The organism is Paludibacillus litoralis, assembly GCF_037646705.1.
In the GTDB taxonomy this organism is placed as follows: domain Bacteria; phylum Pseudomonadota; class Alphaproteobacteria; order Rhodobacterales; family Rhodobacteraceae; genus Pikeienuella; species Pikeienuella litoralis.
Genome location: NZ_JBBHER010000005.1, coordinates 304458 through 328606 on the forward strand (window position 1 = coordinate 304458; position 24149 = coordinate 328606).

Consider the following 24149-nt stretch of genomic DNA (forward strand, 5'->3'; position numbering starts at 1 on the left):
CCGGCTCAACCTGCGTAGGCGACGACGTTCTGGCGCTGCTCGCCGAGGCCCTGCACGCCGAGGCGCATAACGTCCCCCGGCTTCAGCCAGCGCGGCGGCTTCATGCCCATGCCGACGCCTTCCGGCGTGCCGGTGGCGATGATGTCGCCGGGCTGAAGCGCCATGAACCGCGACATGTAGCTGATGATCTCCCGCACCGAGAAGATCATGTCCGAGGTCGAGGAGTTCTGCATCATCTGGCCGGAGACCTCGCAGAAGACATCGAGGTTCTGCGGGTCGGCCACTTCATCGGCGGTCACCAGCCAGGGGCCGGTCGGGCCGAATGTAGGGGCGGATTTTCCCTTGATCCACTGGCCGCCGCGCTCGGTCTGGAAGTGCCGCTCGGAGACGTCGTTGATCGTGCAGTAGCCGGCGACGACCGACAGCGCGTCGGCCTCCGAGACATGCTCCACATGGGCGCCGATGACCACGCCGAGCTCGATCTCCCAGTCGGGCTTGATGCTGTCCTTGGGGATGATCACGTCGTCATAAGGCCCGCAGAGCGCGGAGGAGGCCTTGGAGAACAGGATCGGCTCCGCCGGGGTCTTCGCGCCGGTCTCGGCCGCGTGCTTGGCGTAATTCAGGCCGATGCAATAGAAATTCGGCGTCGTCGCGACGCAGGAGCCGATCCGGGCGGAGGCGTCGACCGCGGGAAGCGTGGAGAGATCGACGCTCCGAAGCTTGTCGATCGCGGCGAGCGAGACGGTCTCGCCGGCGAAGTCCGCCGTCACGCCGCTCAGGTCGCGGATCACGCCATCGGCGTCGAGGGCGCCGGGTTTCTCCTGGCCCTTCGGCCCATGTCGCAGCAATTTCATCAGCGCTGTCCTTCGTTTGATGTGGCGATGAGAGATTGTGCATAGTCGCTCCGCATCACACCGGCAAGGCGCGGGCGCGGGTTTGGCCATGGCGGCATTGGTTCTGGACCGAATCTTAACCCGTGTTATCATTTTCCCGGACCCAGCGGATCGAGGAGAGAGTCCATGCTGCGTTTCATTGCGGTTTCCGCCGCCGCCCTGCTCGCGTTCGGCGCGTCGGCGGACACCATCCCGGTTCATGACGAATCCGGCGCGGAGACGACGGTCGACATGGCGAAACTGGCCGGATGCCGGATCATATTCGACAGCGCCGGCGCGCCGTTCGAGCTCTGCCGGATGAAAAAGGTCGAGCTGGCGCCGCCATCGTCGACGCGCGCCCGCCCGGGCCGCGCCGAGAAGATGGGCGACGACAAGGCCGATGTCGTCTATGTCAGGGCGAATTAGCGGCGCCGCGTCGTTTTCGGGCGTCGGGGGCCGCGCCGGGCGGCGGGGCGCGCGATCGAAACGTCGCCGGCGGGCTGGCGCGCGGGAGGGGCCGCGCCGCCGCCTCGCGGTGAAAACCGCGGGGGCGCTGCGCGACTCGTGAGACGGCGCGCCGAAACTTTTTACCCGCTTCCACCGAAAACCCGATAAGAGCGACGGCTGGCGCCCGGCGGACGAGACCCCGCCCGGCGGGGCGGACGCGGACGTGAGGCGAGACCGGGCCCGGTCCGGGCGAGGGGTGAGGGAGATGGATTCTTGAAAATCGCAGTCGTGGGATCGGGGGCCGCGGGTCTCGGCGCGGCGCTGGCCCTGTCGGACCGGCATGACGTGCTGCTGTTTGAAAAGGCGGACCGGTTCGGCGGCCACGCCAACACCGTGATCGCCGAGACGGAGGGCGAGCGCGTCGCGGTCGACACCGGGTTCATCGTCTATAACGACACCAACTACCCCAATCTTTCAGCCATGTTCGCCCATCTCGGCACGCCGACGAAAGCGTCGGACATGTCCTTCGGGTTTTCGCTGCAGGAAGGGCGGTTCGAATACGCCTGCGACAACCTGGACAAGATTTTCGCGCAGCGAAGGAACGTCTTCAACCCGCGGTTTCTGCTCGGTTTTCGCGACGTGATGCGGTTTGTGAAGCTGGCGCCGCGCGACCTCGCCTCCGGGGCGCTGTCCGGGCTGACCCTTGGCGAATGGCTGACGGAGCGCCGCTTCGGCGCCTGGTTCCGGGAGCGGTTCATCCTGCCGATGGGGAGCGCGATCTGGTCGACGCCGGCGGAGCGGATGCTGGCCTTTCCGGCGGCGAATTTCGTCAGCTTCTTCGCCAATCACGACCTGTTCACCGGGCTCGCGGCGGCGATGCAATGGCGAACGGTGGCCGGCGGCGCGCAGGTCTATGTCGGCGAGATCGTCGCCCGCCTGTCCGGCCGCGCGCGAAAGAACGTCGACGTCGTCGCGGCGCGCCGGGTCGGCGCCCGGGTCGAGCTTCGGTTCGCCGATGGCTCCGAGGGGCTCTTCGATCATGTGGTCTTCGCCGGGCACGCGCCGGAGACCGCGGCGCTGATAACCGACCAGGACCCGGAGGAGCGGGCGCTTCTCGGCGCGTTCCACACCACGCGAAACCGCGCGGTGCTGCACCGCGACCCGAGCATGATGCCGCGGCGCCGGAAGGTCTGGTCGTCATGGTCGATGCTGTTCGAGGGCGATGCGGGCGGCGCGGCGGGGCAGCCGGTCACGCTCACCTATTGGATGAATCGGCTTCAGGGCCTATCTGTAAAGGAGAATTACTTCGTCACCCTGAACGGCGCCCGCGAGCCTGATCCCGCGCTCACGGTCGCGGCCTTCGACTATGCGCATCCCTGCTATGACGAGGCGGCCTTCGCCGCGCAGGCGCGGATGGACGAGATTCAGGGGCGGGGCGGATACTGGTACGCCGGGGCGTGGCTCGGCTGGGGCTTCCACGAGGATGCGGTGAAATCCGGCCTTCGGGTCACGGAGGCGTTGGACGCGCGGCCCGTCTGGGCGCGCGATCTCGGCCCGTCGCTCACCCGGGAGTTCGACGTGGCGGCGGAGTGACCATGAAAGAGGCGGAGACGAACCCGGAGCACTGCCTCTATGTCGGCGACGTGATGCACATGCGTCTTCGGCCGTTCCGCCATCAGTTCCGCTACAGGGTGTTCACCGCGCTTCTCGATATCGACAGGCTTGCGAGCGCCGAGCGGCGGCTCTTCAAGGTGGACCGGTTCGGCCTCTTCTCGTTTCATCGCCGGGACCATGGCGCGCGCGACGGCTCGGCGCTGCGGCCCTGGGTCGAGGCGCGGCTGGCGGAGGCGGCGCGGCCGCGGCCCGAGCGGATCCTGCTGCTGTCGATGCCGCGCCTGCTCGGCTACGCGTTCAACCCGCTCTCGGTGTTTTTCTGCCTGGACGCCGACGACCGGCTCGAAAGCGTGATCTACGAGGTGAAGAACACGTTCGGCGATCAGATCCCCTATGTGCTGGCGGCGGAGCCGGGCGGCGACGGCGCGGCCCGCCATCGGCAGGCCAAGGAGATGTTCGTCTCTCCGTTCATCGGCATGGATCAGACCTACAGCTTCACGATCCGCCGGCCAGATGCGCGGCTCGCGGTGCGGATCCGCCAGGACGGGCCGGAAGGCCCCTGGCTGATCGCGACCCAGAACGGCAAGCGGCGCGCGCTGACCGACTGGGGGCTCGCGCGGCTGTCCTTCAGCCATCCGGCGGCGGCGTTCCAGGTGATCGTCGCCATTCACTGGCAAGCGCTCAAGCTATGGGTGAAGGGCGCGAGATTCACCCGCTATCCGGGTGAGGAGGGCGCGTTTCGGACGCCGCCCGCCGACAAGCCGCCGCCGTCGCGCGCCGAGACTTGATTTGTTTGGCGCCGGTCGGTCAATTCGTTAAGATAGATTGCGCTGATCGTGGCGGCGCTCATGATGACGGTGAGAGATATGGTCAGACCGGGAGAAAAGCCGACACCACGCTATTTTCGCTCCGTTTTCAGCATCATAAAGAAGCTGAAGGTGGGGTCGATGGCTTTCGTGCTGCCGGATGGACGGCGGTTCGAGAAGGCGAGCGGGACCCCGGGCCCGCATGGGGAGATCGTGGTCCGGAATCCGGACATGTTCGCGCGGCTGGTGCGCGAGGGCGACCTCGGATTCGCCGAATCCTACATGGACGCCTGGTGGGACACGCCCGATCTTCAGGCGCTGATGGATGTCATCCTGCTCAACAACGACACGGTCGGGCGCGGCTTTCCGGGCATGGCGCTGGTGCGCTCCTATGAGCGGTTTCGCCACTGGATGAACCGGAACACGAAAGCGGGCGCCGCGCGGAACATCTCCCATCACTATGATCTCGGGAACGAGTTCTATTCGGCCTGGCTCGATGAGACGATGACCTATTCCTCGGCGCTGTTTCGCCGCGAGGGAGAGCCCTTGGCGGCGGCGCAGGCGAATAAATACGCCTCCATTCTCGACATGATCGGCGCGCGCGAGGGCGATCATGTGCTGGAGATCGGCTGCGGCTGGGGCGGGTTCGCCGAATACGCCGCGAAATCCCGCGGCGCGCGCGTCACCGGCATCACCATCTCGAAGGAGCAGCACGATTTCGCCGCGGCGCGGATACAGCGCGAGGGCTTGAACGACAAGGTCGAGATCCTGCTGCGCGACTACCGCGACGAGACCGGGCGCTATGACGGCGTCGCCTCGATCGAGATGTTCGAAGCGGTGGGCGAGCGGTTCTGGCCCGGCTATTTCGACACGGTCCGCGAACGGTTGAAGCCCGGCTGCTCGGCCTCGCTTCAGATCATCACCGTCGCCGACGAATGGTTCCCGTCCTATCGCAAGAGCGTGGATTTCATCCAGAAATACATCTTCCCCGGCGGCATGCTGCCGTCGCCGTCGGCGTTGCGCGGGCAGGTGGCGCGCGCCGGGCTCGATCTCACCGGCTCGGTCGAATTCGGGCAGAGCTATGCGGAGACGCTCCGCCAATGGCGGACGGTCTTCAACGAGCGCTGGGAGGAGATCCGGACGCTTGGCTTCGACGACCGGTTCCACCGGATGTGGAATTATTACCTGACGAGCTGCGCCGGCACCTTCATGTCCGGAACGACCGACGTGACGCAGGTGGCGATCCGGCGGCCGGCCTGACCCGCCGCCGGCCATCGGGCGGCGGGGGATGGAGGGCGCTGGCGCGCGACGCGGGCTACGCCGCGCCGGCCATCCCGCTCGCCGCGCTCTACTTTCCGGTCTATGTCTATCTCGCGCCGTTTTACGCGGCGGAGCGGGGCGTCGGGCTGGCGGCGCTCGGCGGGCTTTTCATCGCCGTGCGCCTGCTCGACGCCGTGACCGACCCTCTGATGGGGTGGATCTCGGACCGGACTCCGGCGCGGTTCGGGCGCCGGCGGCTCTGGCTGGCGCTGTCCGCGCCGCTGATCGCGGTCTCGGTCTGGATGCTGATGACGCCGCCGCCGGATGCGGGCTTCGCGCATGTCGCGCTTTGGCTGACGGCGCTGACCCTCTCATGGACGGTCGCGCTCACGCCGTATTTCGCCTGGGGGGCGGAGCTGTCGAGCGATTACGCCGAGCGGGCGACGATCACCGCCTGGCGCGAGGGCGCGACGCTGCTCGGCACCGTTTTCGCGGTGATCCTCTACAATCTCTCGGACGGGGCGGGGGCCGGGTTGCGGGCGGTCGCGGTTCTCGTCGCCGCCGGATTGCCGCTCGGCGTCGCGGCGGCGCTGATCGCGGCGCCGGAGCCGCGGGATTTCTCGCGCGCGCGCCTCGATTTTCGCGCCGGGTTGCGGGCGGTGGCGGGAAACGGGTATTTCCGGCGGCTTCTTCTCGCCTATTTCATCAACGGGCTGGCGAATGCGCTGCCGGCGGGGTTGTTCCTCTTCTTCATCAACGACCTTCTGATGGCGCCGGGCGCGGGGTGGTTGCTGCTGGTCTATTTTCTCTCAGCCATCGGATTTCTCCCGATCTGGACCTGGGCGGCGCGGCGGCTGTCGAAACATCGGGCCTGGGGGCTGGCGATGATCTGGAGTTGCGTCGCCTTCGCGCCCGCGGCGCTGCTCGGCCCCGGCGACGTGTGGCTGTTCACGGCGGTGTGCGTGGCGACCGGGCTCGCGCTTGGCGCCGATCTGGCGCTGCCGGCCTCGATCCAGGCGGATGTGGTCGACGCCGACACCGCCGCCACGGGCGAGCAGCGGACCGGGCTCTTCTTCGCGCTCTGGTCGGTGGCGACGAAGGCCGCGCTGGCGCTCTCGGGGGGCGCGGCGCTGATCATTCTGGATCTCGCGGGGTTTCGCTCCGGGGCGGTGAACGGGGCGGGGGCGCTTTTCGCGCTGGCCGGGCTCTACGCGCTGGCCCCGGTGGCGCTGAAGCTGATCGCCGTGGCGCTGATGTGGAATTTCCCGCTCGGCGACGCGGAGCAGAAGGCGCTTCGGGCGCGAATCGAGCGCGGCGCGGCCTGAGCCGGGCGCCGGCCCGCTATTTCACGGTCTCGTCCCAGCCCATGAGGCGGCGCATCACCGCGAAATACCATCGGTTCGGCAACAGCCCCAAGAGCCGGAGGATGAGCGCGAAACGGCGTGGAAACACAATCTCGAAGCCCGGTTTCTTCAACCCCTCCACGATGCGGCGGCCGGCCTCCTCGGCGGTGATCGCGAAGGGCATCTCGAAATCGTTCACCGCGGTCGCGCCGGTTTTGACGAAGCCCGGATTGATCACCGAGATCCGCACATTGAGGTCGATCAGGTCGAAGGCCAGCGATTCCGCCATCGCGATGAGCCCGGCCTTGGTGGCGCTGTAGGCCGCGGCGCGCGGAAGGCCGCGGAATCCGGCGACGGAGGCGGTGAGCGCGACATGTCCCTCCCGTCGGGAGATCATGTGCTTCAGCACCGGGTCCAGCCCGTTGGCGACGCCGGCGAGGTTGACGTCGAAGATGCGCGCGGCGGCGGCGGCGTCGAATTCCTGCGCCCGCATCGGGATGTAGAGCCCGGCGTTCAGCACCGCGAGCGCGAGCGGCCCTTCGGCGGCGATCCGGCGCATGGCGGCTTCCATCCCCTCCCGGTCGGTGACATCGCAGGGGAGCGCGCGGATCAGGCCCGGCCGCTCCGCCGCCAGCGCGTCGAGCGCGGCCGCGCCGCGCGCCGTCGCCCATACGGTCCAGCCGTCGTCGGCGAGGCGCAGCGCCGCCGCGCGCCCGATCCCGGCGGAGGCCCCGGTGACCCACGCCGCCCCGTCGGCGGGGCGCATCCGCTTCGTCCAGACGCTCACGCCGGGCCGGTCAGGGTGGGGCGGCCGGTCAAAGCGACGCCGCCCAGAGCGGCGCGAAAGCCGGCCCCATCGCGTCGGGGATATACTGCGCCGGCTCGCCGCCGGCGTCGAACTCGACCGAGACCCATTCCTCGTTCGCGTAGTGGAGGGTGATGTCGAGGTTTTCTCCGGTCACGGTCCATCGCTGGGTGGCGATCCGGCCGAAAGGCGCGTCGACGCCGCCATCGGCGATGCGCGCGGCCGTCACGGCGATCGGAACGCCGGTCTGGCTGTTGATCCAGAGCTTTCGCTTCAGGAAGGCGGGGGTCCAGTAGGTGGTGGAGGCGGCGTCGCCCGCCACCGCGCCCTGATGGGCGGAGCCGTCGATCTCCAGCATGTCGCCGGCCGGTTTCACCCTTGCGTAGTCCTGATCGCCGTCGTCGTTGGTGGCGCTGTCCATCCGCAGCAGGCGGCCGCCCGCCCAGGTCTCGCGGTTCGCCATCTCGTAGCGATAGGCGGTGATTCCCAGCACCTTGATCTTCATCTCGATATCGATCGCGACCTGCACGCGGCCGTCCGCGTCCAGCCGGACGTCATGGGTGTGGGAGCCGACGACGGCGCCGCCGCGAAGAATCGTGTAGCGGCGCGCGCCGCCGGCGGTCTCGCCCGCGGCGAATGCGGCGGGCGCCGCCAGCCCGGCGCCGACGCCGGCGATCAGAGCGCGTCGTGAAATGGTCATGCCGGCACCCTCAAGCGAAAGATTCGGAGCGTCCACGTTATAGCGGTAAAAAGCGCGCGCGTCGCCCGGAGGCGCGCGGCGGAGCGCGGCCCCTCTCTCGCGCGCGTGTTCGGGCCAACCTTGCGCCGCCGGGCGCGCGCGGCGTAACACCGTCGAAGGTTCCAAACGGCGGAGGTGTCCACACCATGAAAATATCTGAGAGCATGCCGGATGCGATCGGCGACACGCCCATGATCCGTCTCCGCCGGGCGTCCGAGGAGACCGGCTGCGAGATCCTGGCCAAGGCCGAGTTCATGAATCCCGGCCAATCGGTGAAGGATCGCGCGGCGCTCTCGATCATTCGCCATGCGGTCGCGGCGGGCGATCTCCGGCCCGGCGGCGTGATCGTCGAAGGAACGGCGGGCAACACCGGCATCGGGCTCGCGCTCGTCGGCGCGGCGATGGGGTTCCGCACCGTCATCGTCATCCCCGAGACGCAGACCCGGGAAAAGAAGGACATGATCCGCCTCGCGGGCGCGGATCTGGTCGAGGTTCCGGCCAAACCCTATCGCAATCCGAACAACTTCGTCCGCTATTCGGGCCGCCTCGCCGCGGCGCTGAACAAGACCGAGCCGAACGGCGCGATCTGGGCGAACCAGTTCGACAACACGGCGAACCGGCAGGCGCATATCGACGGCACCGGCCCGGAGATCTGGGAGCAGACCGGCGGAAAGATCGACGGGTTCATCTGCGCGGTCGGCTCCGGCGGCACGCTGGCCGGCGTCGCGGAGGCGCTGCGCGCGAAACGCGCCGACATCAAGATCGGGCTCGCCGATCCGATGGGCGCGGCGCTCTATAATTATTACAAGCACGGAGAATTGAAGGCCGAGGGCTCCTCCGTCACCGAAGGGATCGGGCAGGGCCGGATCACCGCGAATCTCGAAGGGCTGAAGGTCGACATGCCGTTCCAGATCCCCGATGACGAGGCGATCCCGCTCGCGTTTCGTCTCCTCGGGGAAGAGGGGCTCTGCGTGGGCGGCTCCTCGGGCGTCAATGTCGCCGGAGCGATCCGCATGGCGCGGGAGATGGGGCCGGGGCACACCATCGTCACGGTGCTCTGCGACTATGGCACGCGGTATCAGTCGCAACTTTTCAATCCGGAGTTTCTGGCGTCGAAGAACCTGCCGCTTCCGGGGTTCATGACGCGGGCGCCGACGAACCTGCCGGAGGTCTTTGAAAAGGTCGATGAAACCTGATCTCCGCTCTTGGGCCGGAAGGAGCGGCGCGGCTCTCGTCGCGGCTCTCCTTCTGGCGCTGACCGTTCTCATCGGCCCGGCGCAGGCCCAACAGCCATCCGTCGATTTCCTGTCCTCCATCCAGAAGATGGAGGAGATGAATCGCGCGGATTTCTGGAGCGTGTGGGACGAACAGGCCGCGCGCGCGGAGGAGGTCATCAACGCCGACGCCGGAACGCCGGAGCTGTTCGCGGCGGTTCGCGCCGACCTCGATGGGCAGAAAGTCAGGGCGAAGGCCATTTCCGACGCGGTGGCGGCGGAGCTCGCGCGGCTGACGAAGGAGCTGGACGCGCTCGGCCCGACGCCGGAGGAAGGCTTCGCGGAAGTTGCCGACGTCAAGGAATTGCGGGGCGAGCTGACGCAACGGATCGCCGAGGCGCGGGCGCTGCAAAGCCGCGCGGAGCGGACGATCGTGCGGGCCGACGCGCTTCTGCCGGCGCTGGCGCGGGTCGCGCAGCGCCGCTTCATCAAACGCCTGACGACGCTGGGCGCCAGCCCGGCGAATCCGCCCAATTGGCTGCGCACGGTCGAAGCGGCGCAGAAGATCTTCCGGCGGATACAGGGCGAGATCGCCCGTGTGTTCGACGACCCGGCCGGACGCGCCCGGCTCCGCGAAAGCGCGCCGATCACGGCGATCGCGTTTCTTTTCGCCGCCTTCATCGGCATCGGGGCGCGAGGCCTGATCCTTCCGCTGGTGCGGCGCATCTCGACGGGCGACGGGGGAGGGCGGGCGCGTAGGCTGGCGATCAGCGTCAGCACTTCGGTGATGCGCCTGACGGCGCTTCTTCTCGTCACCGTGGCGGTGTTGGTCGGGATCCAGTCGCTGGATGCGTTCGGCGCCGTGGGCGAGGCGTTCCTCTCGGGCCTCGCCTCCGGCCTCGGGCAGCTCATTCTGGTCTTCACCCTCGGCGCCGCGTTCTTCTCGCCGGCCTCGCCGCAGATGCGGGTCTCGTCGCTTGACGATCAGGCGGCGCTCCGCGGGTTCAGGGCGTCGCTCTTCGTCGGGGCGGCGCTGCTGCTGGACGGGGTGGCGACGGGGCTGAGGGACGTCGTCACCTTTCCGAACGCGGCGAGCGTGGTGGTCACGTTCGTGACGATCCTGATCGGCGCCTTCGGGCTCTGGCGTCTGGCGTTCTTCTCCGTGCGGCCGGCGGCGGCGGGGGACGCCGCCGGCGCCGCGTATCAGTGTCTGCTGGCGCTCCGGCGCACCATGGTCGGCGTTGCGGTGGCGGCGCCGCTTCTCGCGCTGATCGGGTATGATTTCGCGGCCCGGTTTCTGTTCTTTCCGTTTGTCCGCTCGCTCATCCTTATCGCCGCCGGCTATCTGATCTTCTATGTCGTCAGCGCGGCCGTGGACATCCGCATCGCCGACCGGGCGGAGAGGGACGGCGCGGCGGCGCCGCAAGCCGAGGACGCCGACGGCGAGCCCGCGCCGACCGGGCAGCGCTTGCGGCTGCTGCCGATCTTCACCGGATTCCTGCTGATCTGCGCCGGGGCGCCGATCCTCGCGATGATCTGGGGCGCGAGCGTCGCCGATCTTCAGGCCGCGTATCGCGCGCTCTCGGACGGGTTGGTGATCGGCGAGATGGTGTTCTCGCCCGTCGACTTCTTCGTGTTCGCGCTGTTTTTCGCGGTCGGCTACATGCTGACGCGCTCGGTGCAGAAGGTTCTGAAATCCTCGATCCTGCCCAAGGCCGGCGTCTCCGAAGGGGGCGCGGCGGCGATCGTTTCGGGGTTCGGCTATCTGGGCGTGTTCGTCGCCGTGGTGGTCGCGGTCTCGGCGGCCGGCATCGATCTTTCGAGCCTCGCGCTCGTCATCGGCGCGCTTTCGGTCGGGGTCGGGCTCGGGCTTCAGAACATCGTCAACAATTTCGTCTCCGGCATCGTGCTTCTGATCGAGCGGCCTCTGAAGCCCGGAGACTGGATCGAGGTCGGCGGGATCCACGGCAATGTCCGCAAGGTGAACGTGCGCTCGACCGAGATCGAGACCTTCGACCGCTCCAGCTACATCATTCCGAATTCCGACCTGATCTCGGGCCCGGTGACCAACTACACCCTTTCCGACACCATCGGCCGGGTGATCGTTCCGGTGCATGTCGGCTATGGCGTCGATACGCGGCGGGTCGAGCGGATCCTGCTCGAAATCGGCCGCGCCCATTCGATGGTCATGTTGAACCCGGCGCCGATCGTCTATTTCATGAAGTTCGGAGAGAGCGCGCTCGAGTTCGAACTGCGGGTGATCATCCGCAACGTGAACTGGATCTTCGCCGTGAGGAGCGAGTTGAACCACGATATCGCGGAGCGGTTCCGCAAGGAGGGGATCGCCATTCCCGTGCCGCAGCGCGATCTCCACATTCGCAGCATGGACCCGCCCTCGGGAAGGGCGGCCGAGCCGGGCGGCGATCCGCCGCCGACAATCGAGGAGTAGAAGATGACCGAACCCCTGTTCCGCGAGGACGCCTATCTCGCCTCATGCGACGCGACGGTGACGGCGGTCACCCCGGAGGGCGGGATCGTCCTCGACCGGACGGTTTTTTATCCGACCGGCGGCGGCCAGCCGGGCGATGGCGGCGTGATCCGGGCCGGCGACCGGGCGATTCCAGTGCAGACGGCGGTGAAGGGCGAGGCGGGCGCCATCGTGCATATTCCGGCCAAGGCGGCCCCGGCGCCGGAGATCGGCGAGACGGTGGTGGCGGAGATCGACGCCGCGCGGCGCGACGTCTATCGGCGCGTCCACACCTGCCTTCATCTTCTGTCGGTGGTGATCCCGCTCCCGGTGACGGGCGGTCAGATCAGCGATGGAAAAGGGCGGCTCGATTTCGATATGCCCGACGCGCCGGAGGACAAGGGCGCCATCGAGGAGCGGCTCAACGCGCTGATTTCGCGCGACCTGACCGTGTCGGAGGAATGGATTTCGGATGCGGAGCTCGAAGCGAATCCGAACCTGGTGAAAACGCTGAGGGTGAAGCCGCCGATGGGCGCGGGCCGGGTTCGGCTGGTCCGCATCGGCGATGGCGCGGAGACCGTCGATCTCCAGCCCTGCGGCGGCACCCATGTCCGGCGGACCGGAGAGATCGGGCGCGTCAGGATCGGCAAGGTCGAGAAGAAGGGGAAACAGAACCGCCGGGTCTACGTTCATCTGGAGGAGTGAGGCGGGGGGCCGGGCGCCGTCGCCAGAGCGCGGAGGCGACGATCGCGCATCCGGCGCGATCGTCCTTGCGCCGCGACCTAACCGATCATGGAGGGCGCCGGCGGCGCGGCCGTCTCCGGCGCGTTGGCGCGGCCGGGTTTTTGCAGCGGGCCGAGCGAATCGAGATAGCTGCGGTCGAAGCCTTCGCGGTAGACGCTGAAATCGGCCTTGCCGTCGCGGAAGCTTTTCAGCGGCTGGCCCATGTTGCGCAGGCCCCGCTCGCGCTGGCGGCGCACGACGCTGAAGTCGATCTCGACCGGGATCAGCTCCTCCCCGACATCGCCCTTGTGGAGGATCTGCCCGGACGGATCGATCACCATCGAATAGCCGTTGCCGCCGGCGCCGAGCCCGTTGATGCTGAAGACATAGGACTGGAACATCGCCGCGGAGGCCTGCGCGATGACGAGGTCGGCCGGGCGGTCGATGAAATTGGCCAGAACCGGGTTGAGGATCACCTCGGCGCCCATCGCGGTCAGCGTCCGCGTCACCTCCGGAAACCAGAGATCGTAGCAGATCGCGAGGCCGAACCGGCCGACGCCCGGCACGTCGAAAACGCAGAACTCCGTCCCCGGCGTCACATCGTGCTCATAGGGGGTGAAGGGGAACATCTTGCTGTAGCGCGCGACGATCTCGCCCGCGGGATTGATCACCGGGGCCACGTTGTGGATCAGCGCGCCCCGCCGCTCGAACAGCGAGCCCGGAACCAGCCAGATGCCATGCGCCCGCGCCATCTCCTGAAACGCGGTCTCGAATTCGCCGCCCGCCGGCTGCGCCAGATGCGCCGCCGGCCCGTGCGCGGCGAGCTCGCTGAACACGACCATCTCCACCCAGGGGTAGACATGCATCAGGACGTCGAGGCGGCGGCGCATGGCCGCGATGTTGCTTTCCATGCCGATGGGCATCTGAACCCCGGCGACGGCGAAATGAGTCATAGGGAATCTCCGTGAACGGCTGAATGGCGCCTCGGCGCCGCGGCGGCGCCGGCGGCCTGGCGCTGATGGATGGGCGGGCGCCCGGTTTTCCGTGAGCGGAGGGCCTTGGAGCCGCGGGCGGAATAGGCGATGGCGATCTCGGCCGGCTCGAACGCGTCGAGCCGCCAGCGGAGCGTCGTCCCGTCCCGCCATGAGAGCGCGGCCTCGCCGGAGGCCGGGCGGTAGGCGGCGGTGTAGACGGTGCCGAACGCCATGTCGTAATTGGTGGAGAAGAGCGGCGGGCGGAGAAAGTCTTCGACGGCGGCGCCGCCGCCGATTTCAACGGCCGCCATCTCCTCCAGATGGCGCTCACGCTCCAGCGTATGCGACATCCGGCCATGCCCCGGCATCTCGACGCCGAGCTGGTGGTTGGTCGCGCCGCGCCGGTCGGAGACGATCGCGGGCCGGTCGGGGGCGATGAACACCGTCTTCCACGCGCCGGCGCGGTCGGCGACGGTGATGTTGTAGGACATGTGGGAGGGAACCCGGCGGAGGAGATCCACCGCATCCTGAACGTCGCGGCAAAGCTCCAGCATGTAGCGCATGATCATCGGCACGCCGAAGCCCCGGCCGACCTGCATCCGGCCGCCGAAGGCCAGCGACGCCGCGAGCCCGGCGTCGTTGACGCCGTCGGCGAGCCCGGAGAGCCCGTCGACCATGCCCATCACCCGGCGCCCGCGCCAGGCGGTGTGGAGCATGGTGGATTCGTTCATTTCGGGATTGAGATCGTAATTGCGGATCAGGACCGGCCCCGCATCCTCCGTCGCCACCAGCTGGCTGCACCCGACCAGATAGCGCGGCGGGTTCCAGAAGCTGAGAAACCGCGCGGCGTCGTCGTCGCCATCGACGGCGTCGACCAGCTTGCGCCAGAGCGGCGCGATCTCGGGCATGTGGCGCTTCAGCGCGCGCTCCGCCTCGTCGAGCCGCGGCGCGGCCGCGCCCTCCCGCGCCAGGAACCAGGCGCGCCATCCTGGCCAGCCGCGCGCGAACACCGCCCGCCAGGCGTCGCCCGGCGCGGTTTCGGTCAATCCGCGAAAATCGAGCTGCATCGCCGCCTCGCCGTCCTTGCGTGTCTGAGCCGGGTCCCGGCGCGCGTTCTTCGCTCCGGTTGTCCGTTTCCGGCGCGTTCGCGCTCTACATCATGTGACATGATGTTGTAAATGGGATGCCGGCCGGGGCTGTCAAGGCGCACGCCCCGGCCGGGCGCGGCGCGCCATGCTCAGAACCATTTCCCGGTGTCGAGGCCCGCTGGCGGCGTGATCGGCGCCCCGGCGGTGAGGGGCTGGGTGACGAACGCCGCCTTCAGCCCCGTGTTCCATGCCTTGGCCCGGTCGCTCAACGCGCGCTCGTCCGATTGCATCCGCCCGCGCGCCAGCAGGCAGCCCATATCCGCGCCATGATAGCAATATTCGCCGACGCCGTAGACCCGGAGATAGAACGCCTCGTCCTCGTCGCCGACGCTGGTGATGTTGAGCGCGGGCCGCTGGAACGCGACGCCGCCATCCGCCGCCATGCGCCAGACGCCGGATGGCGGCGCCTCGGTGATCAGCTCCACCTTGTCCTCGGTCTGTTTCAGGATCAGCTGGGTCCAGTTGTCATATTCGTTCCAGCGGGCCTGAATCTCATGAGGGTCGATCTCGTAATCGACATCGAGAAATTCGAGCAGGTGAAACAGGAAGAGCGGGCAGCCGCCATAGGTCGTGGTGATCAGGTTGGTGGGCGGGGAGGCGCCGCTCACGCGCGGGTTCAACTCGCCCAGATAGACCTGATTGTCATCGGTATCGAGCAGGAAATCGAGGCAGAACACCCCCTTGTATCCCTCCGAATACAGGCGGTCTCCGAATTTTCGCGCCATCTCGCGAACCTTTTCGGGCACGTCGTCCGGCAGGATCGTGGTCGAGACGTCGTTGCCGCACCAGCCGCCCTTGTAGGGGGTGATCTCTTCGAAGCCGGTGATGTCGGTCATCACCGGGCCGACCAGCGTGCCGTGGCGCGTGGCGCAGCCTTCGATGGTGCCGGGCAGATGGTTGAGGCGCTTCATCACTTTCAGGTGTTCGCCGACGATCTTGGCTTCGTATTTGTCCCAGTCGGCCTCCGACTTGATGAAGAATGTGGTCCGGCCGCTGTCGCCATACGGCGTCTGCACGACGAGATCGGCGCCGAGCCCGGCCTCGTCCGCGAGCCGCGTCAGGTCTTCATAGCTGTCCGCCTCGCCGAGGATGTTGGGCGCGCTCCGGACGCCGGCCTCGTCGCCGAGCCGGGTGGTCTCGATCTTGGAATCGAGCCGCGCGCGCAATTCGTCCGAGGGCAGGGCGATATCCACGCCCGCATCGGCGCAGAGCCGCTCGGTCTCGGCGTCGAACATGACGAAGATCGCTTTGCCTCGCGGCCGCTCCTTCACGCGCGCGCGAAACTGCGGGTGATCGACGAGGTAGTTCGCCACGTCCTCCATCGAGTTGAACTGCTGCGGGCCGTCCCGGTCGGGGACGAAGACGCGCGGATGCTCGCCGTCGAAAATGTCGAAATAGTTCACGAATTCCAGCCCGCCGACCCATTGGTCGAGGCCGAGCAGGCTGAAGGGCGTCGGCGTCACCACATAAATCGGCGTTTCGTTCCGGCGCAGAAAACGAAAAATCTCCGTCAGGCCGGTAAGTTTGGTTCTTTCACCCATGGATTCCGCCCTCCCTGGCGTTTGATTATCATTATATTGAAGTATTTTTCGTCATTTTGTTACCCGAGACTTAGCTTTTTGTTGCATGAAATTATCGGTTGCGCCAGATTCGGTTGATGCGCGCCGAAGTGAAGCCGAACATGACTCGGCGGCGAAGCGATGCGCGCCCAAGCTATCGGCGGGGAAGGACCACCAGATGTCTCAAGGGAAATTCGTACGCGTCCTGGACTCGAAAGAAGTTCTGGCGCTGGCTTTCGGCGCGATGATCGGCTGGGGCTGGGTCGTCCTCGCCGGAACCTGGATCGAGTCGGCCGGCGCGCTCGGCGCGATGCTGGCCTTCGCCATCGGCGGCGTGGCGGTGATCCTGATCGGGCTCACCTACGCCGAGCTCGCGGCGGCCATGCCGCTCACGGGCGGCGAGCATGTCTACAGCCATCGCGCGCTCGGGGTCGGCGGCTCGTTCTTCTGCACCTGGGCGATCATTCTCGGCTATGTCTCGGTGGTCGCCTTCGAGGCGGTCGCGCTGCCGACCGTGGTCGAGCAGCTCTTCCCCAACTACAAGGTCGGCTTCCTCTGGAGCGTGGCGGGCTGGGACGTCTATCTCTCCTGGGTGCTGGTCGGGAGCCTCGGCGCGGTCGGGATGACGTGGCTCAACATCCGCGGCATCAAGTCCTGCGCGCTGCTTCAGAAGGTGGTCACGCTCTGGATCATCGCGGTCGGCGTCATGCTGGTGACGGGCGCGCTCTTCAATGGAGAGTCCGCGAACATGGAGCCGCTCTTCGTCGGCGGCGCGGCGGGCGTGTTCGGCGTGCTGATCATGGCGCCGTTCATGTTCGTGGGGTTCGACGTGATCCCGCAGGCGGCCGAAGAGATGAACATCCCGCACCGACAGATCGGCATGGTTCTGATCATCTCGGTGCTGATGGCGGTGGCGTGGTATATCCTGATCATTCTCGGCGTCTCGCTCTCGCTCACGGCGGAGCAGGCGGCGACGTCGTCGCTGGCGACGGTCGATGCGATGACCGCGACCTTCGGCGGCGGATGGGCCGGCAAGCTCCTGATCCTCGCCGGCATCGGCGGGATCCTCACCAGCTGGAACGCGTTCCTGATCGGCGGCAGCCGGGCGGTCTACGCCATGGCGCGCGCGAAGATGCTGCCGGAGGCGCTCGGGCGGCTGCACCCGAAATACAACACGCCGGTCAACGCCATCCTGCTGGTGGGGGCGCTCTCGATCCTCGCGCCGCTGCTCGGGCGGAAGGCGCTGGTCTGGCTGGTGGACGCCGGGGGGCTCGGGATCATCGTCGCCTACGCCACCGTGGCGCTCTCCTTCATCATCCTTCGCAAGCGCGAGCCGGACATGCCGCGGCCGTTCAAGGTGGCGGGCGGGCTCACCGTGGGCTACGCGGCCCTCTTCCTCGCGCTGGGGATCACGCTGCTCTACATGCCGTTCAGCCCGGCCGCGCTGGTCTGGCCCTATGAGTGGGGGATCGCCGGCGGCTGGGCGCTGGCCGGCCTCGCGCTCTATCTCTGGTCGCGCTTCTCCTATGGCGACGAGCCGGACCGGATCCTGAAGGAGGAGCTGCGCTCCGGCCACACCGAAGCGGCGGCGGCGATGGGGGTCTGACCGAAAGCCGGTGCGGGGCGCGGGGCCGGGCGCCCTTCGCCCTGCGCCATTCCGGGCGCGGCGTCACTTCATCGCGCGCCCGCCCGGACCATCGCCCTCCTCCATCGGTTCGACATCGTTCCGGACCCAGAAATACCGAAAGCCGAGATTGCGGAGCCATCTCTCCAGCCGGTCGAGGCTGCTCCATTCGCGCCGGAGCCCGCGCGCGCTCAGAACCTGCGCCCATTGCTCGTCGATCAGGAAATAGACCGTCCAGGTGAACGGAAACCGGTCCGGGTCCGCGAAGCCGCCGGCCTCGATCTCGCGCGGGGTTCGGACCGCGACCGGATAGGCGGTGATCCGCGCCGCCGCCAGAAGCCCCGGAATCTCCGCCTGCCGGACCGAGGCCGTGGGCGCTGGTTCTGGACTCATGTTCTCTCGTCCTCCCGCGCCGCGCCGCCGGGCGGGGGCCGCGGCGCTGTCATCCCGATCCGCTCCCCCGGAGCGGGGAGCGCGGCCCGGCTCACCCCCGGACCAGCTTCACCTTCCGGCCCGGCCGGGGCTCCTCGCGCGGGCCGAGCCCGTTCAGGACCCGGAACCGCGCGGCGGCCTGTTCGCGGAACGGGGTGCGCGCCGCCAGCGCCTCCACGGTTTCGCCCGCGCGGACGGTGTGGATGGTGATGACTTTCGGCTTCAGCCGCGCCGCTTCCGCCGCGCTCAGCTTGGCGAAGCTGGCCGCCGCGCCGTCCATCTCCTGGCCGAGCCGGGCCGCGCCCTGCGGCTGCACGCCGAGGAAGCGCCAGACCGCGTCGCCGTCCCGGATCGCGGTCATCCGCAGCACCTTCACGCCCTGATTGGTCTGCACCGGCAGGAGCGCGGAGGCCGCCTCAAGCCCGCCGATCCGCGTGCGCTGGAGGTTCTGCAACGCGCCGACCCGGCCCTGCCGCGCGATCGCGGGGGCCCAGATCCGGGCGATATAGGCGTCCATCGAGCCGCCGGCGTAGCTGTCGCCGTCGAAGATGATCCCGGCGCCCTGCGGGCCGACGATGGTCACCTTCGCGGCGGAATTCTGAATCCGGAACCCCTCGGGCGCGGTGAAGGTGAAGCGAAGCTCCGGGTGGCTGAAGCGGCGCCCGTCTACAAAACCCTGCGCCGGGCTGTCGCCGTAGACCATGCCGTCGATCGCGGCGAGAAAGGCGTCGCGGTTGCGCGAGCCCTCGGCGCCCGCCGCCTCCACGCTCGCCGCGCCGGCGGCCACGCGCACGCGTTCCGCCGTCGCCGGGTGAGTGGCGAAGAAATCGACCCGGTTCGGGTTGTAGGCGCCGCCCGCGATCCGGGCCTGCAGCTCGGTCTCCGCCTGAAGATTGGCGAGGAAATCCGCCTCCGCCTTCGGGTCGTACCCCGCGCGCGCGAGATAGCGCACGCCGAGCCGGTCCGCCTCGAACTCCTGCGTCCGGGAATAGGACGCGACATAGCCCTGCCCAAGCTGGGAGCCGAGCTGGCTGACCGCGCCGAGCGCGTCTCCGGTCAGCCCCGCCGCCGCGCCGAGCAGGGTCGCGCCGAGGACGCCAAGCTGCGCCAGCCCGGCCTGCTGCTGGCGTTGCGAGGAATGGGCGGCGGTGACATGGCCGATCTCATGCCCGATCACGCCGGCGAGCTCCGCCTCGTCATTGGCGAGCGCGACCAGCCCGCGCGTGACGTAGACATAGCCGCCGGGGAGCGCGAAGGCGTTGACCACCGCGCTGTCCAGAACGGTGAAGGTCCAGCGCGCGTTCGGCTGCTCCGTCTCGGCCGCGATGCGCTGGCCGATCCGGTTCACATAGGCGCGCAGCTGACGGTCCGCGACCTCGCCGCCGAACTGGGCCAGGATCTTCGGATGGTTCTGGTCGCCGGTCCGCTGATCGCCGGCGCTCCGCGCCGCCACGGTCTGCGGCGCGTCCGAAGGCGGCCCGCCCGGCGCGGCGCAGGCGGCGACGGCGAGCGCGGCGAGGAGGGCGGCGAGCGAGCGGGCCAGCGGGGGACGGCGCATGTTGAACTCTCCATCGGATCGGCGGCGCCTCGAGTCTACCGACCCCGGCGGAGCGGCGAAAGCCCCAGCCGGGCCGGCGCGCGCCCCTGGAGACGCCGGATCGGCGCGGCTCGCTTGCATGTGGGCCCGCCAAACCATAAAACGCGCCGGCCGACCCCGTAGCTCAGCTGGATAGAGCGGCCGCCTCCTAAGCGGCAGGTCACAGGTTCGAATCCTGTCGGGGTCGCCATCAAGACAAAAGGTTAGTAGATATCAGGCGAAGCTTGCCTCCCTTTCGTCTCGCCCACAATTGAGGAACCCGGCAGTGAGCGGAACAACGACACTCGAGTTCTGGCAATTGTTTCTGCTCACCCTCAGCCCAGCGATAGTGGCGGCGGTGGTTGGCATCTTTGCTCCGCGAAGCGTGGAGCGCGAGCGCCAAAAGGCGGAAAAGCGAAGGCAGAGAGTGGAGAAGTTTGAGGAGTTTGTGACGACGCTCTATGAGCATCTTCATTGGACAAGGACTTTATTGACGAGGAAGACATCCGGTAGCGTTAATGAAATTACATCGTCGCCAATCGCCAAGGCTTTTGCGATAAGCACAACGTACTTTCCAGAGTTTGATTTGCAATTAAAAAATCTGGATTTAAAAGAGAAAAATTGCTATGCAGTTATAAGTAAAATCAAATCTCAGCCAAAAGAAGTTATGCAGATGTCAACGAATGAAACTGTTGAAATTTGGAGTGCGTATCTTGATGAATTTTATAACATAATGGGTGACGCACGTCGTTTTGATGAAAAGGAATTCAGCTGATCTTACCGGAAATGATATAATCTTTGAGGCTAATGGGCCTGTTTAATTTTAGTGCAATATTATAACACCTAATAACTCTCGTGGCGAAATTCACTTTTTTAGCGGAAGCTCACAGAGTTGAATTCCGTCGGGGGTCACCATCCTCCTTTTGAAGGTGCCAGATCTTTCTAGCGCAGGCCCTGACCCGGCTTTTCAGCGCATCGCTACGCGTCGCCGCTAAATGGTTCCTCCCACACAAACCTCGCCTCTCCCCACAAATGTTCCTATAATGTTCTCTCACACATGAGAGGCGGCGATTCGCATGGACCGGAAGCGGGAGGCGGAGCGGGGGCGCGGGGCCGGGAGCAACAGGGCCGGGCGGTTCGAGCCGACCGAGCGGGAGCGGGTGGATGACGGCTGGGCCGAGGAGGCGCCGGCGCCGCTTCGGACCGAGATCAGCTATGACCGCTCGCGCTCGATCATCAGCCGCGTCGCCTCGCCCGATCTGCCGTTCACGCGCTCGATCAACCCGTATCGGGGCTGCGAGCATGGCTGCGTCTATTGCTTCGCCCGCCCGACCCACGCCTATCTCGGCCTCTCGCCGGGGCTCGATTTCGAGACGAAGCTCACGGTGAAGCCGGACGCGCCGGCGCTGCTTCGCCGCGCGCTCGAAGCGCGGGGCTATGCGCCGGAGCCGATCGCCATCGGCACCAACACCGACCCTTATCAGCCGATCGAGAAGACCCACCGCATCATGCGCGGGCTGCTGGAGGTTCTGGCGGAATTCAACCATCCGGTGACCATCGTCACCAAATCGGCGCTGGTCGCGCGGGACGCCGACATCCTCGGCCCGATGGGGCGGCGCGGGCTGGCGCGGGTCTCGCTCTCGCTCACCACGCTGGACCCGAAGCTGGCGCGGCTGATGGAGCCGCGGGCGGCGACGCCGGGGCGCCGGCTCTGGGCGCTGCGCGAACTTGCGGCCGCCGGTTGCCCGGTCGGCGTGATGACCGCGCCCCTGATTCCGGCGCTCAACGATCACGAGATCGAGGCGCTGCTCGAGGCCGCCGCCGACGCCGGGGCGACGAGCGCGGGCTATGTCGTCCTGCGGTTGCCGCTCGAGGTCAGGGATCTCTTCGTCGAGTGGCTGGAGCGGGTCTTCCCCGACCGCGCGGCGCGGGTGATGCGCTATGTCCGCGAGCTTCACGGCGGGCGCGACTATGACCCCGAATGGGGAAAGCGGCTCGGCGGAGAGGGGGTCTACGCCGATCTGATCCGCAGCCGGTTCCGCCGCGCCGCCGCGAGATACGGGCTCGCCCGGCCGGGGGCGAGGCTGAGGACCGATCTTTTCAGCCGGGCCGCGCCGGGGCAGTTCTCGTTTCTCGACCAGTTGGCGCCCTGAGGCGGGGGCCGGGAGGGCGCGCCGTCAGATCTTCCGCCCCGCGCCCTCCCAATAGGGCGCGCGGAGGCGCTGCTTGAAGATCTTGCCGCTGTCCTCCCGCGGGAGCCGGTCATGAAAGGCGATGAGCCGGGGATGCTTCATCCGCGCCAGCCGCCCGTCGAGCCAGGCGCGCACCTCGGCCTCGTCCGGGGTCCAGCCCGGCGCGGGCTCGATCGCGGCGACGATCTTCTCGCCGAATTCCGGGTCCGGCGCGCCGAAGACCGCGGCGTCGCCGATGAAGGGCGCCTCGATCAGCACCGCCTCGATCTCGGCCGGGAAGATGTTGGCGCCGCCGGAGATGATCATGTCCTTCTTCCGGTCGGAGATGAAGAGATAGCCCTCCTCGTCCAGCCAGCCGAGATCGCCGACCGAGACATGGCCGCGGACTTCCGCCTTGGCGCGGCCTTCGGGGTCGTTGGAGTAGTCGAACTGGCCGAAGGCGTCCATCTTCACATGGATGTCGCCGACCGCGCCGGCCGGCGCTTCGTTTCCGTCCTCGTCGATGATCAGGATCGAGCCGCCAAGCTGGATCCGCCCGGCGGTTCCGGGCTTTCGGAGCGCCTCTTCGGAGGAGGCCATGGTCATGAACCCGATCTCGGAGGCGCCGTATGTCTCCCAGAACACCGGGCCCCACCAGGCGATCATCGCCAGTTTCAGATCATGCGGGAAGGGCGAGCCGGTGGAGACGCAGAACTCCACGCTGGATGCGTCGAACCGGGCGCGCGTCGCCTCCGGCAGCTTCAGCAGCCGGCTCATCATCGTCGGCACCAGATAGATATGCGTCGCGCGCGTCTCTTCGATCGCGTGGAGAAAGCCCTCGGGCTCGAATCGCGGCAGGACGGTGAGAGACATGTCCCCCATCGCCATCGCCATCGCCGCGAGGCCCGAAGGCGCGGAATGATAGAGCGGCGCGGCGGTGAGGAACCGCCCGGCGCTCCGCATCCGCATCATCTCGGGCGCGATCCGGCGGAGAACCTGATGATAATCGGTCGGCTTCCCCCGATAGCCCCGGCGGATTCCCTTCGGCTTGCCGGTGGAGCCGGAGGTGTAGCGGAGCATGGGCCGCATCCGCTCGCCCGGCGCGGCGGGCGCGGCGGCGTCCCGAAGGGCGGCCCATTCGGGCGGGTCCGGCCGCGCGGCGCACTCATCGGCCGCGATCCCGTAGGCGGCGCGGAGCGCGGGGCCGGGCGCGACCCCGATGACGCGCCGCGCGCCGTTCCCGGTCAGCGCCGCGCCGAGCGCGGGAATGAGGTCGCGGTGGACGATGACGACGCGCGCCGCGCAATCGTCGAGGATCTCCCCCACCTCCTTGGCCGCGCCATGCCAGTTCAGCTGACAGAGCGCCGCGCCCGCCAGCGCCGAGGCGCGCATCGCCTCCAGATGCGCGATGTCGTTGCGCATGATCGTGGCGACGACATCGTCGGGCCGAACCCCGAGGGCGATGAGCGCGCCCGCGCCGCGCGCGCCCCGCGCCTCCAGCTCCGCGCGCGAAATCGCCTCGTCTCCGTCCCGGATCACGGGCTCGCCGCCGGTCGCCGCATCGCGCATCCTGGTCTCTCCTCCGGGTCCGTCTTTGACATGGGCGACGGTTCTACTATAAGCCGCGTCCGCGGCGCTTACACCCCTGGAGGATCGCCGCCTAGTCAAGGAGACAACCAAATGGCTGAATCGCCAATCATCGAGGCCCAGGTTCGGGCCAACGCGGGCAAAGGGGCTGCCCGGCGGACGCGCCGCGAAGGACTGGTTCCGGCCGTGATCTATGGCGGCGGCGAAGCGCCGCAACCGATCGCGATCCAGACGAACGTCCTTCTGAAATCGCTGAAGGCCGGTCGGTTCATGTCCACGCTGATCAATGTGCGCATCGACGGCGTCGATCACCGGGTGATCTGCCGCGACGTGCAGCGCGACGTGGTGCGGGGTCTGCCGATCCACGCCGATTTCCTGCGTCTGAGCGAGCGGAGCCGGATCAACCTGCACATTCCGGTCGAGTTCATCAACCAGGAGGAATGCCCCGGCCTTCGCGCCGGCGGCGTGCTGACCGTCGTGCGGAACGAGGTCGAGATGAAGGTGACCGCGGGGAACATCCCCGAGAAGCTGGTCGCCGACCTGACCGGGATGAACATCGGCGACACGCTGACCATCTCGCATATCGACCTGCCGGCGGGCACGCGGCCCATGATCACCGGACGCGATTTCATGATCGCCAACATCTCGGCGCCGTCCGCGCTGCTCTCGGCGGATTCCGACGCCGAAGGCGAGGAAGCCGTGGAGGAAGCGGCCGAAGAGGACGCCAAGGAAGAATGATCGGCGGGGGGCTTCGGCCCCCCAACCACGCCTGTGGCGTCGCCCGGATC

21 protein-coding genes and 1 tRNA gene are annotated in these 24149 nt (G+C 67.8%); 13 read left to right on the top strand and 9 right to left on the bottom strand.

Going from position 1 to position 24149, the window contains the following annotated elements:
- Positions 1-5 precede the first annotated feature (5 nt).
- Positions 6-854, bottom strand: a complete 849-nt coding sequence (locus WG921_RS10600) for a fumarylacetoacetate hydrolase family protein (RefSeq protein ID WP_340109201.1) — start codon at positions 852-854, stop codon at positions 6-8.
- Positions 855-1019: 165 nt separating this feature from the next.
- On the opposite strand from WG921_RS10600, the gene WG921_RS10605 reads away from it, so the two are divergent.
- The 5 genes from WG921_RS10605 to WG921_RS10625 all read left to right on the top strand — a co-directional run bounded on the left by WG921_RS10605 (position 1020) and on the right by WG921_RS10625 (position 6324).
- A complete protein-coding gene (locus WG921_RS10605) occupies positions 1020-1298 on the top strand; it encodes a hypothetical protein (RefSeq protein WP_340109202.1) in 279 nt (92 codons plus the stop codon).
- A 294-nt stretch (positions 1299-1592) separates the two neighbouring features.
- Positions 1593-2912 (top strand): NAD(P)/FAD-dependent oxidoreductase, encoded by a 1320-nt coding sequence (locus WG921_RS10610; RefSeq protein ID WP_340109203.1) that lies wholly within the window; start codon positions 1593-1595, stop codon positions 2910-2912.
- Between the two features lie 2 nt (positions 2913-2914).
- Positions 2915-3721 (top strand): DUF1365 domain-containing protein, encoded by an 807-nt coding sequence (locus tag WG921_RS10615; RefSeq protein ID WP_340109204.1) that lies wholly within the window; start codon positions 2915-2917, stop codon positions 3719-3721.
- Between the two features lie 60 nt (positions 3722-3781).
- Complete coding sequence (locus WG921_RS10620) at positions 3782-4999, top strand: class I SAM-dependent methyltransferase (protein WP_413788581.1); 1218 nt, start codon at positions 3782-3784, stop codon at positions 4997-4999.
- Positions 4912-6324 carry an MFS transporter gene (locus tag WG921_RS10625; RefSeq protein WP_340109205.1) on the top strand — a complete coding sequence of 471 codons (1413 nt, stop codon included), beginning with the start codon at positions 4912-4914 and terminating at the stop codon, positions 6322-6324. Before WG921_RS10620 ends, WG921_RS10625 begins: the two co-directional genes overlap by 88 nt.
- Positions 6325-6340: 16 nt before the next feature.
- On the opposite strand, the gene WG921_RS10630 is transcribed toward WG921_RS10625, so the two are convergent.
- The gene (locus WG921_RS10630; RefSeq protein ID WP_340109206.1) at positions 6341-7129 is read right to left on the bottom strand and encodes an SDR family NAD(P)-dependent oxidoreductase; all 789 of its coding nucleotides are present in this window, start codon (positions 7127-7129) and stop codon (positions 6341-6343) included.
- A 28-nt stretch (positions 7130-7157) separates the two neighbouring features.
- Positions 7158-7847, bottom strand: coding sequence for a DUF6134 family protein (locus WG921_RS10635; RefSeq protein ID WP_340109207.1), 690 nt, complete (start codon positions 7845-7847; stop codon positions 7158-7160).
- Positions 7848-8032: 185 nt separating this feature from the next.
- On the opposite strand from WG921_RS10635, the gene WG921_RS10640 reads away from it, so the two are divergent.
- Genes WG921_RS10640 through WG921_RS10650 form a run of 3 tightly spaced genes read left to right on the top strand, consistent with a single transcriptional unit; the run spans position 8033 to position 12272 of the window.
- A complete protein-coding gene (locus WG921_RS10640) occupies positions 8033-9082 on the top strand; it encodes a cysteine synthase A (RefSeq protein ID WP_340109208.1) in 1050 nt (349 codons plus the stop codon).
- The gene (locus WG921_RS10645) at positions 9072-11549 is read left to right on the top strand and encodes a mechanosensitive ion channel domain-containing protein (RefSeq protein ID WP_340109209.1); all 2478 of its coding nucleotides are present in this window, start codon (positions 9072-9074) and stop codon (positions 11547-11549) included. Before WG921_RS10640 ends, WG921_RS10645 begins: the two co-directional genes overlap by 11 nt.
- 3 nt (positions 11550-11552) lie before the next feature.
- Positions 11553-12272, top strand: coding sequence for an alanyl-tRNA editing protein (locus WG921_RS10650; RefSeq protein WP_340109210.1), 720 nt, complete (start codon positions 11553-11555; stop codon positions 12270-12272).
- 77 nt (positions 12273-12349) lie between these two features.
- Here WG921_RS10650 and WG921_RS10655 read toward each other — a convergent pair whose 3' ends face one another.
- The 3 genes from WG921_RS10655 to WG921_RS10665 form a co-directional block, all read right to left on the bottom strand.
- Positions 12350-13243, bottom strand: coding sequence for a carbon-nitrogen hydrolase family protein (locus tag WG921_RS10655; protein ID WP_340109211.1), 894 nt, complete (start codon positions 13241-13243; stop codon positions 12350-12352).
- Positions 13240-14331: a C45 family peptidase gene (locus tag WG921_RS10660; protein WP_340109212.1), complete on the bottom strand. Its 1092-nt coding sequence runs from the start codon at positions 14329-14331 to the stop codon at positions 13240-13242. The genes WG921_RS10655 and WG921_RS10660 overlap by 4 nt, the downstream gene beginning before the upstream one ends.
- Before the next feature lie 170 nt (positions 14332-14501).
- On the bottom strand, positions 14502-15953 hold the full coding sequence (locus WG921_RS10665) for a biotin carboxylase (protein ID WP_340109213.1): 1452 nt from the start codon (positions 15951-15953) through the stop codon (positions 14502-14504).
- A gap of 196 nt (positions 15954-16149) precedes the next feature.
- On the opposite strand from WG921_RS10665, the gene WG921_RS10670 reads away from it, so the two are divergent.
- Positions 16150-17577 (top strand): APC family permease, encoded by a 1428-nt coding sequence (locus WG921_RS10670; protein WP_340109214.1) that lies wholly within the window; start codon positions 16150-16152, stop codon positions 17575-17577.
- Positions 17578-17640: 63 nt separating this feature from the next.
- Here WG921_RS10670 and WG921_RS10675 read toward each other — a convergent pair whose 3' ends face one another.
- Positions 17641-17988, bottom strand: coding sequence for a hypothetical protein (locus WG921_RS10675; RefSeq protein WP_340109215.1), 348 nt, complete (start codon positions 17986-17988; stop codon positions 17641-17643).
- Between the two features lie 91 nt (positions 17989-18079).
- Entirely contained in the window at positions 18080-19585 is a 1506-nt protein-coding gene (locus WG921_RS10680) for a M48 family metalloprotease (protein WP_340109217.1), read from the bottom strand.
- Between the two features lie 152 nt (positions 19586-19737).
- Between WG921_RS10680 and WG921_RS10685 the strand changes: the two genes are divergently transcribed.
- The 3 genes from WG921_RS10685 to WG921_RS10695 all read left to right on the top strand — a co-directional run bounded on the left by WG921_RS10685 (position 19738) and on the right by WG921_RS10695 (position 21756).
- Positions 19738-19814 (top strand) — tRNA-Arg (locus tag WG921_RS10685).
- Between the two features lie 75 nt (positions 19815-19889).
- On the top strand, positions 19890-20378 hold the full coding sequence (locus WG921_RS10690; RefSeq protein WP_340109218.1) for a hypothetical protein: 489 nt from the start codon (positions 19890-19892) through the stop codon (positions 20376-20378).
- Positions 20379-20679: 301 nt separating this feature from the next.
- Positions 20680-21756 (top strand): PA0069 family radical SAM protein, encoded by a 1077-nt coding sequence (locus WG921_RS10695; RefSeq protein ID WP_340109219.1) that lies wholly within the window; start codon positions 20680-20682, stop codon positions 21754-21756.
- Between the two features lie 24 nt (positions 21757-21780).
- Here WG921_RS10695 and WG921_RS10700 read toward each other — a convergent pair whose 3' ends face one another.
- Complete coding sequence (locus WG921_RS10700) at positions 21781-23343, bottom strand: AMP-binding protein (RefSeq protein ID WP_340109220.1); 1563 nt, start codon at positions 23341-23343, stop codon at positions 21781-21783.
- A gap of 111 nt (positions 23344-23454) precedes the next feature.
- On the opposite strand from WG921_RS10700, the gene WG921_RS10705 reads away from it, so the two are divergent.
- Positions 23455-24099, top strand: a complete 645-nt coding sequence (locus tag WG921_RS10705; RefSeq protein ID WP_340109221.1) for a 50S ribosomal protein L25/general stress protein Ctc — start codon at positions 23455-23457, stop codon at positions 24097-24099.
- Positions 24100-24149: the final 50 nt, after the last annotated feature.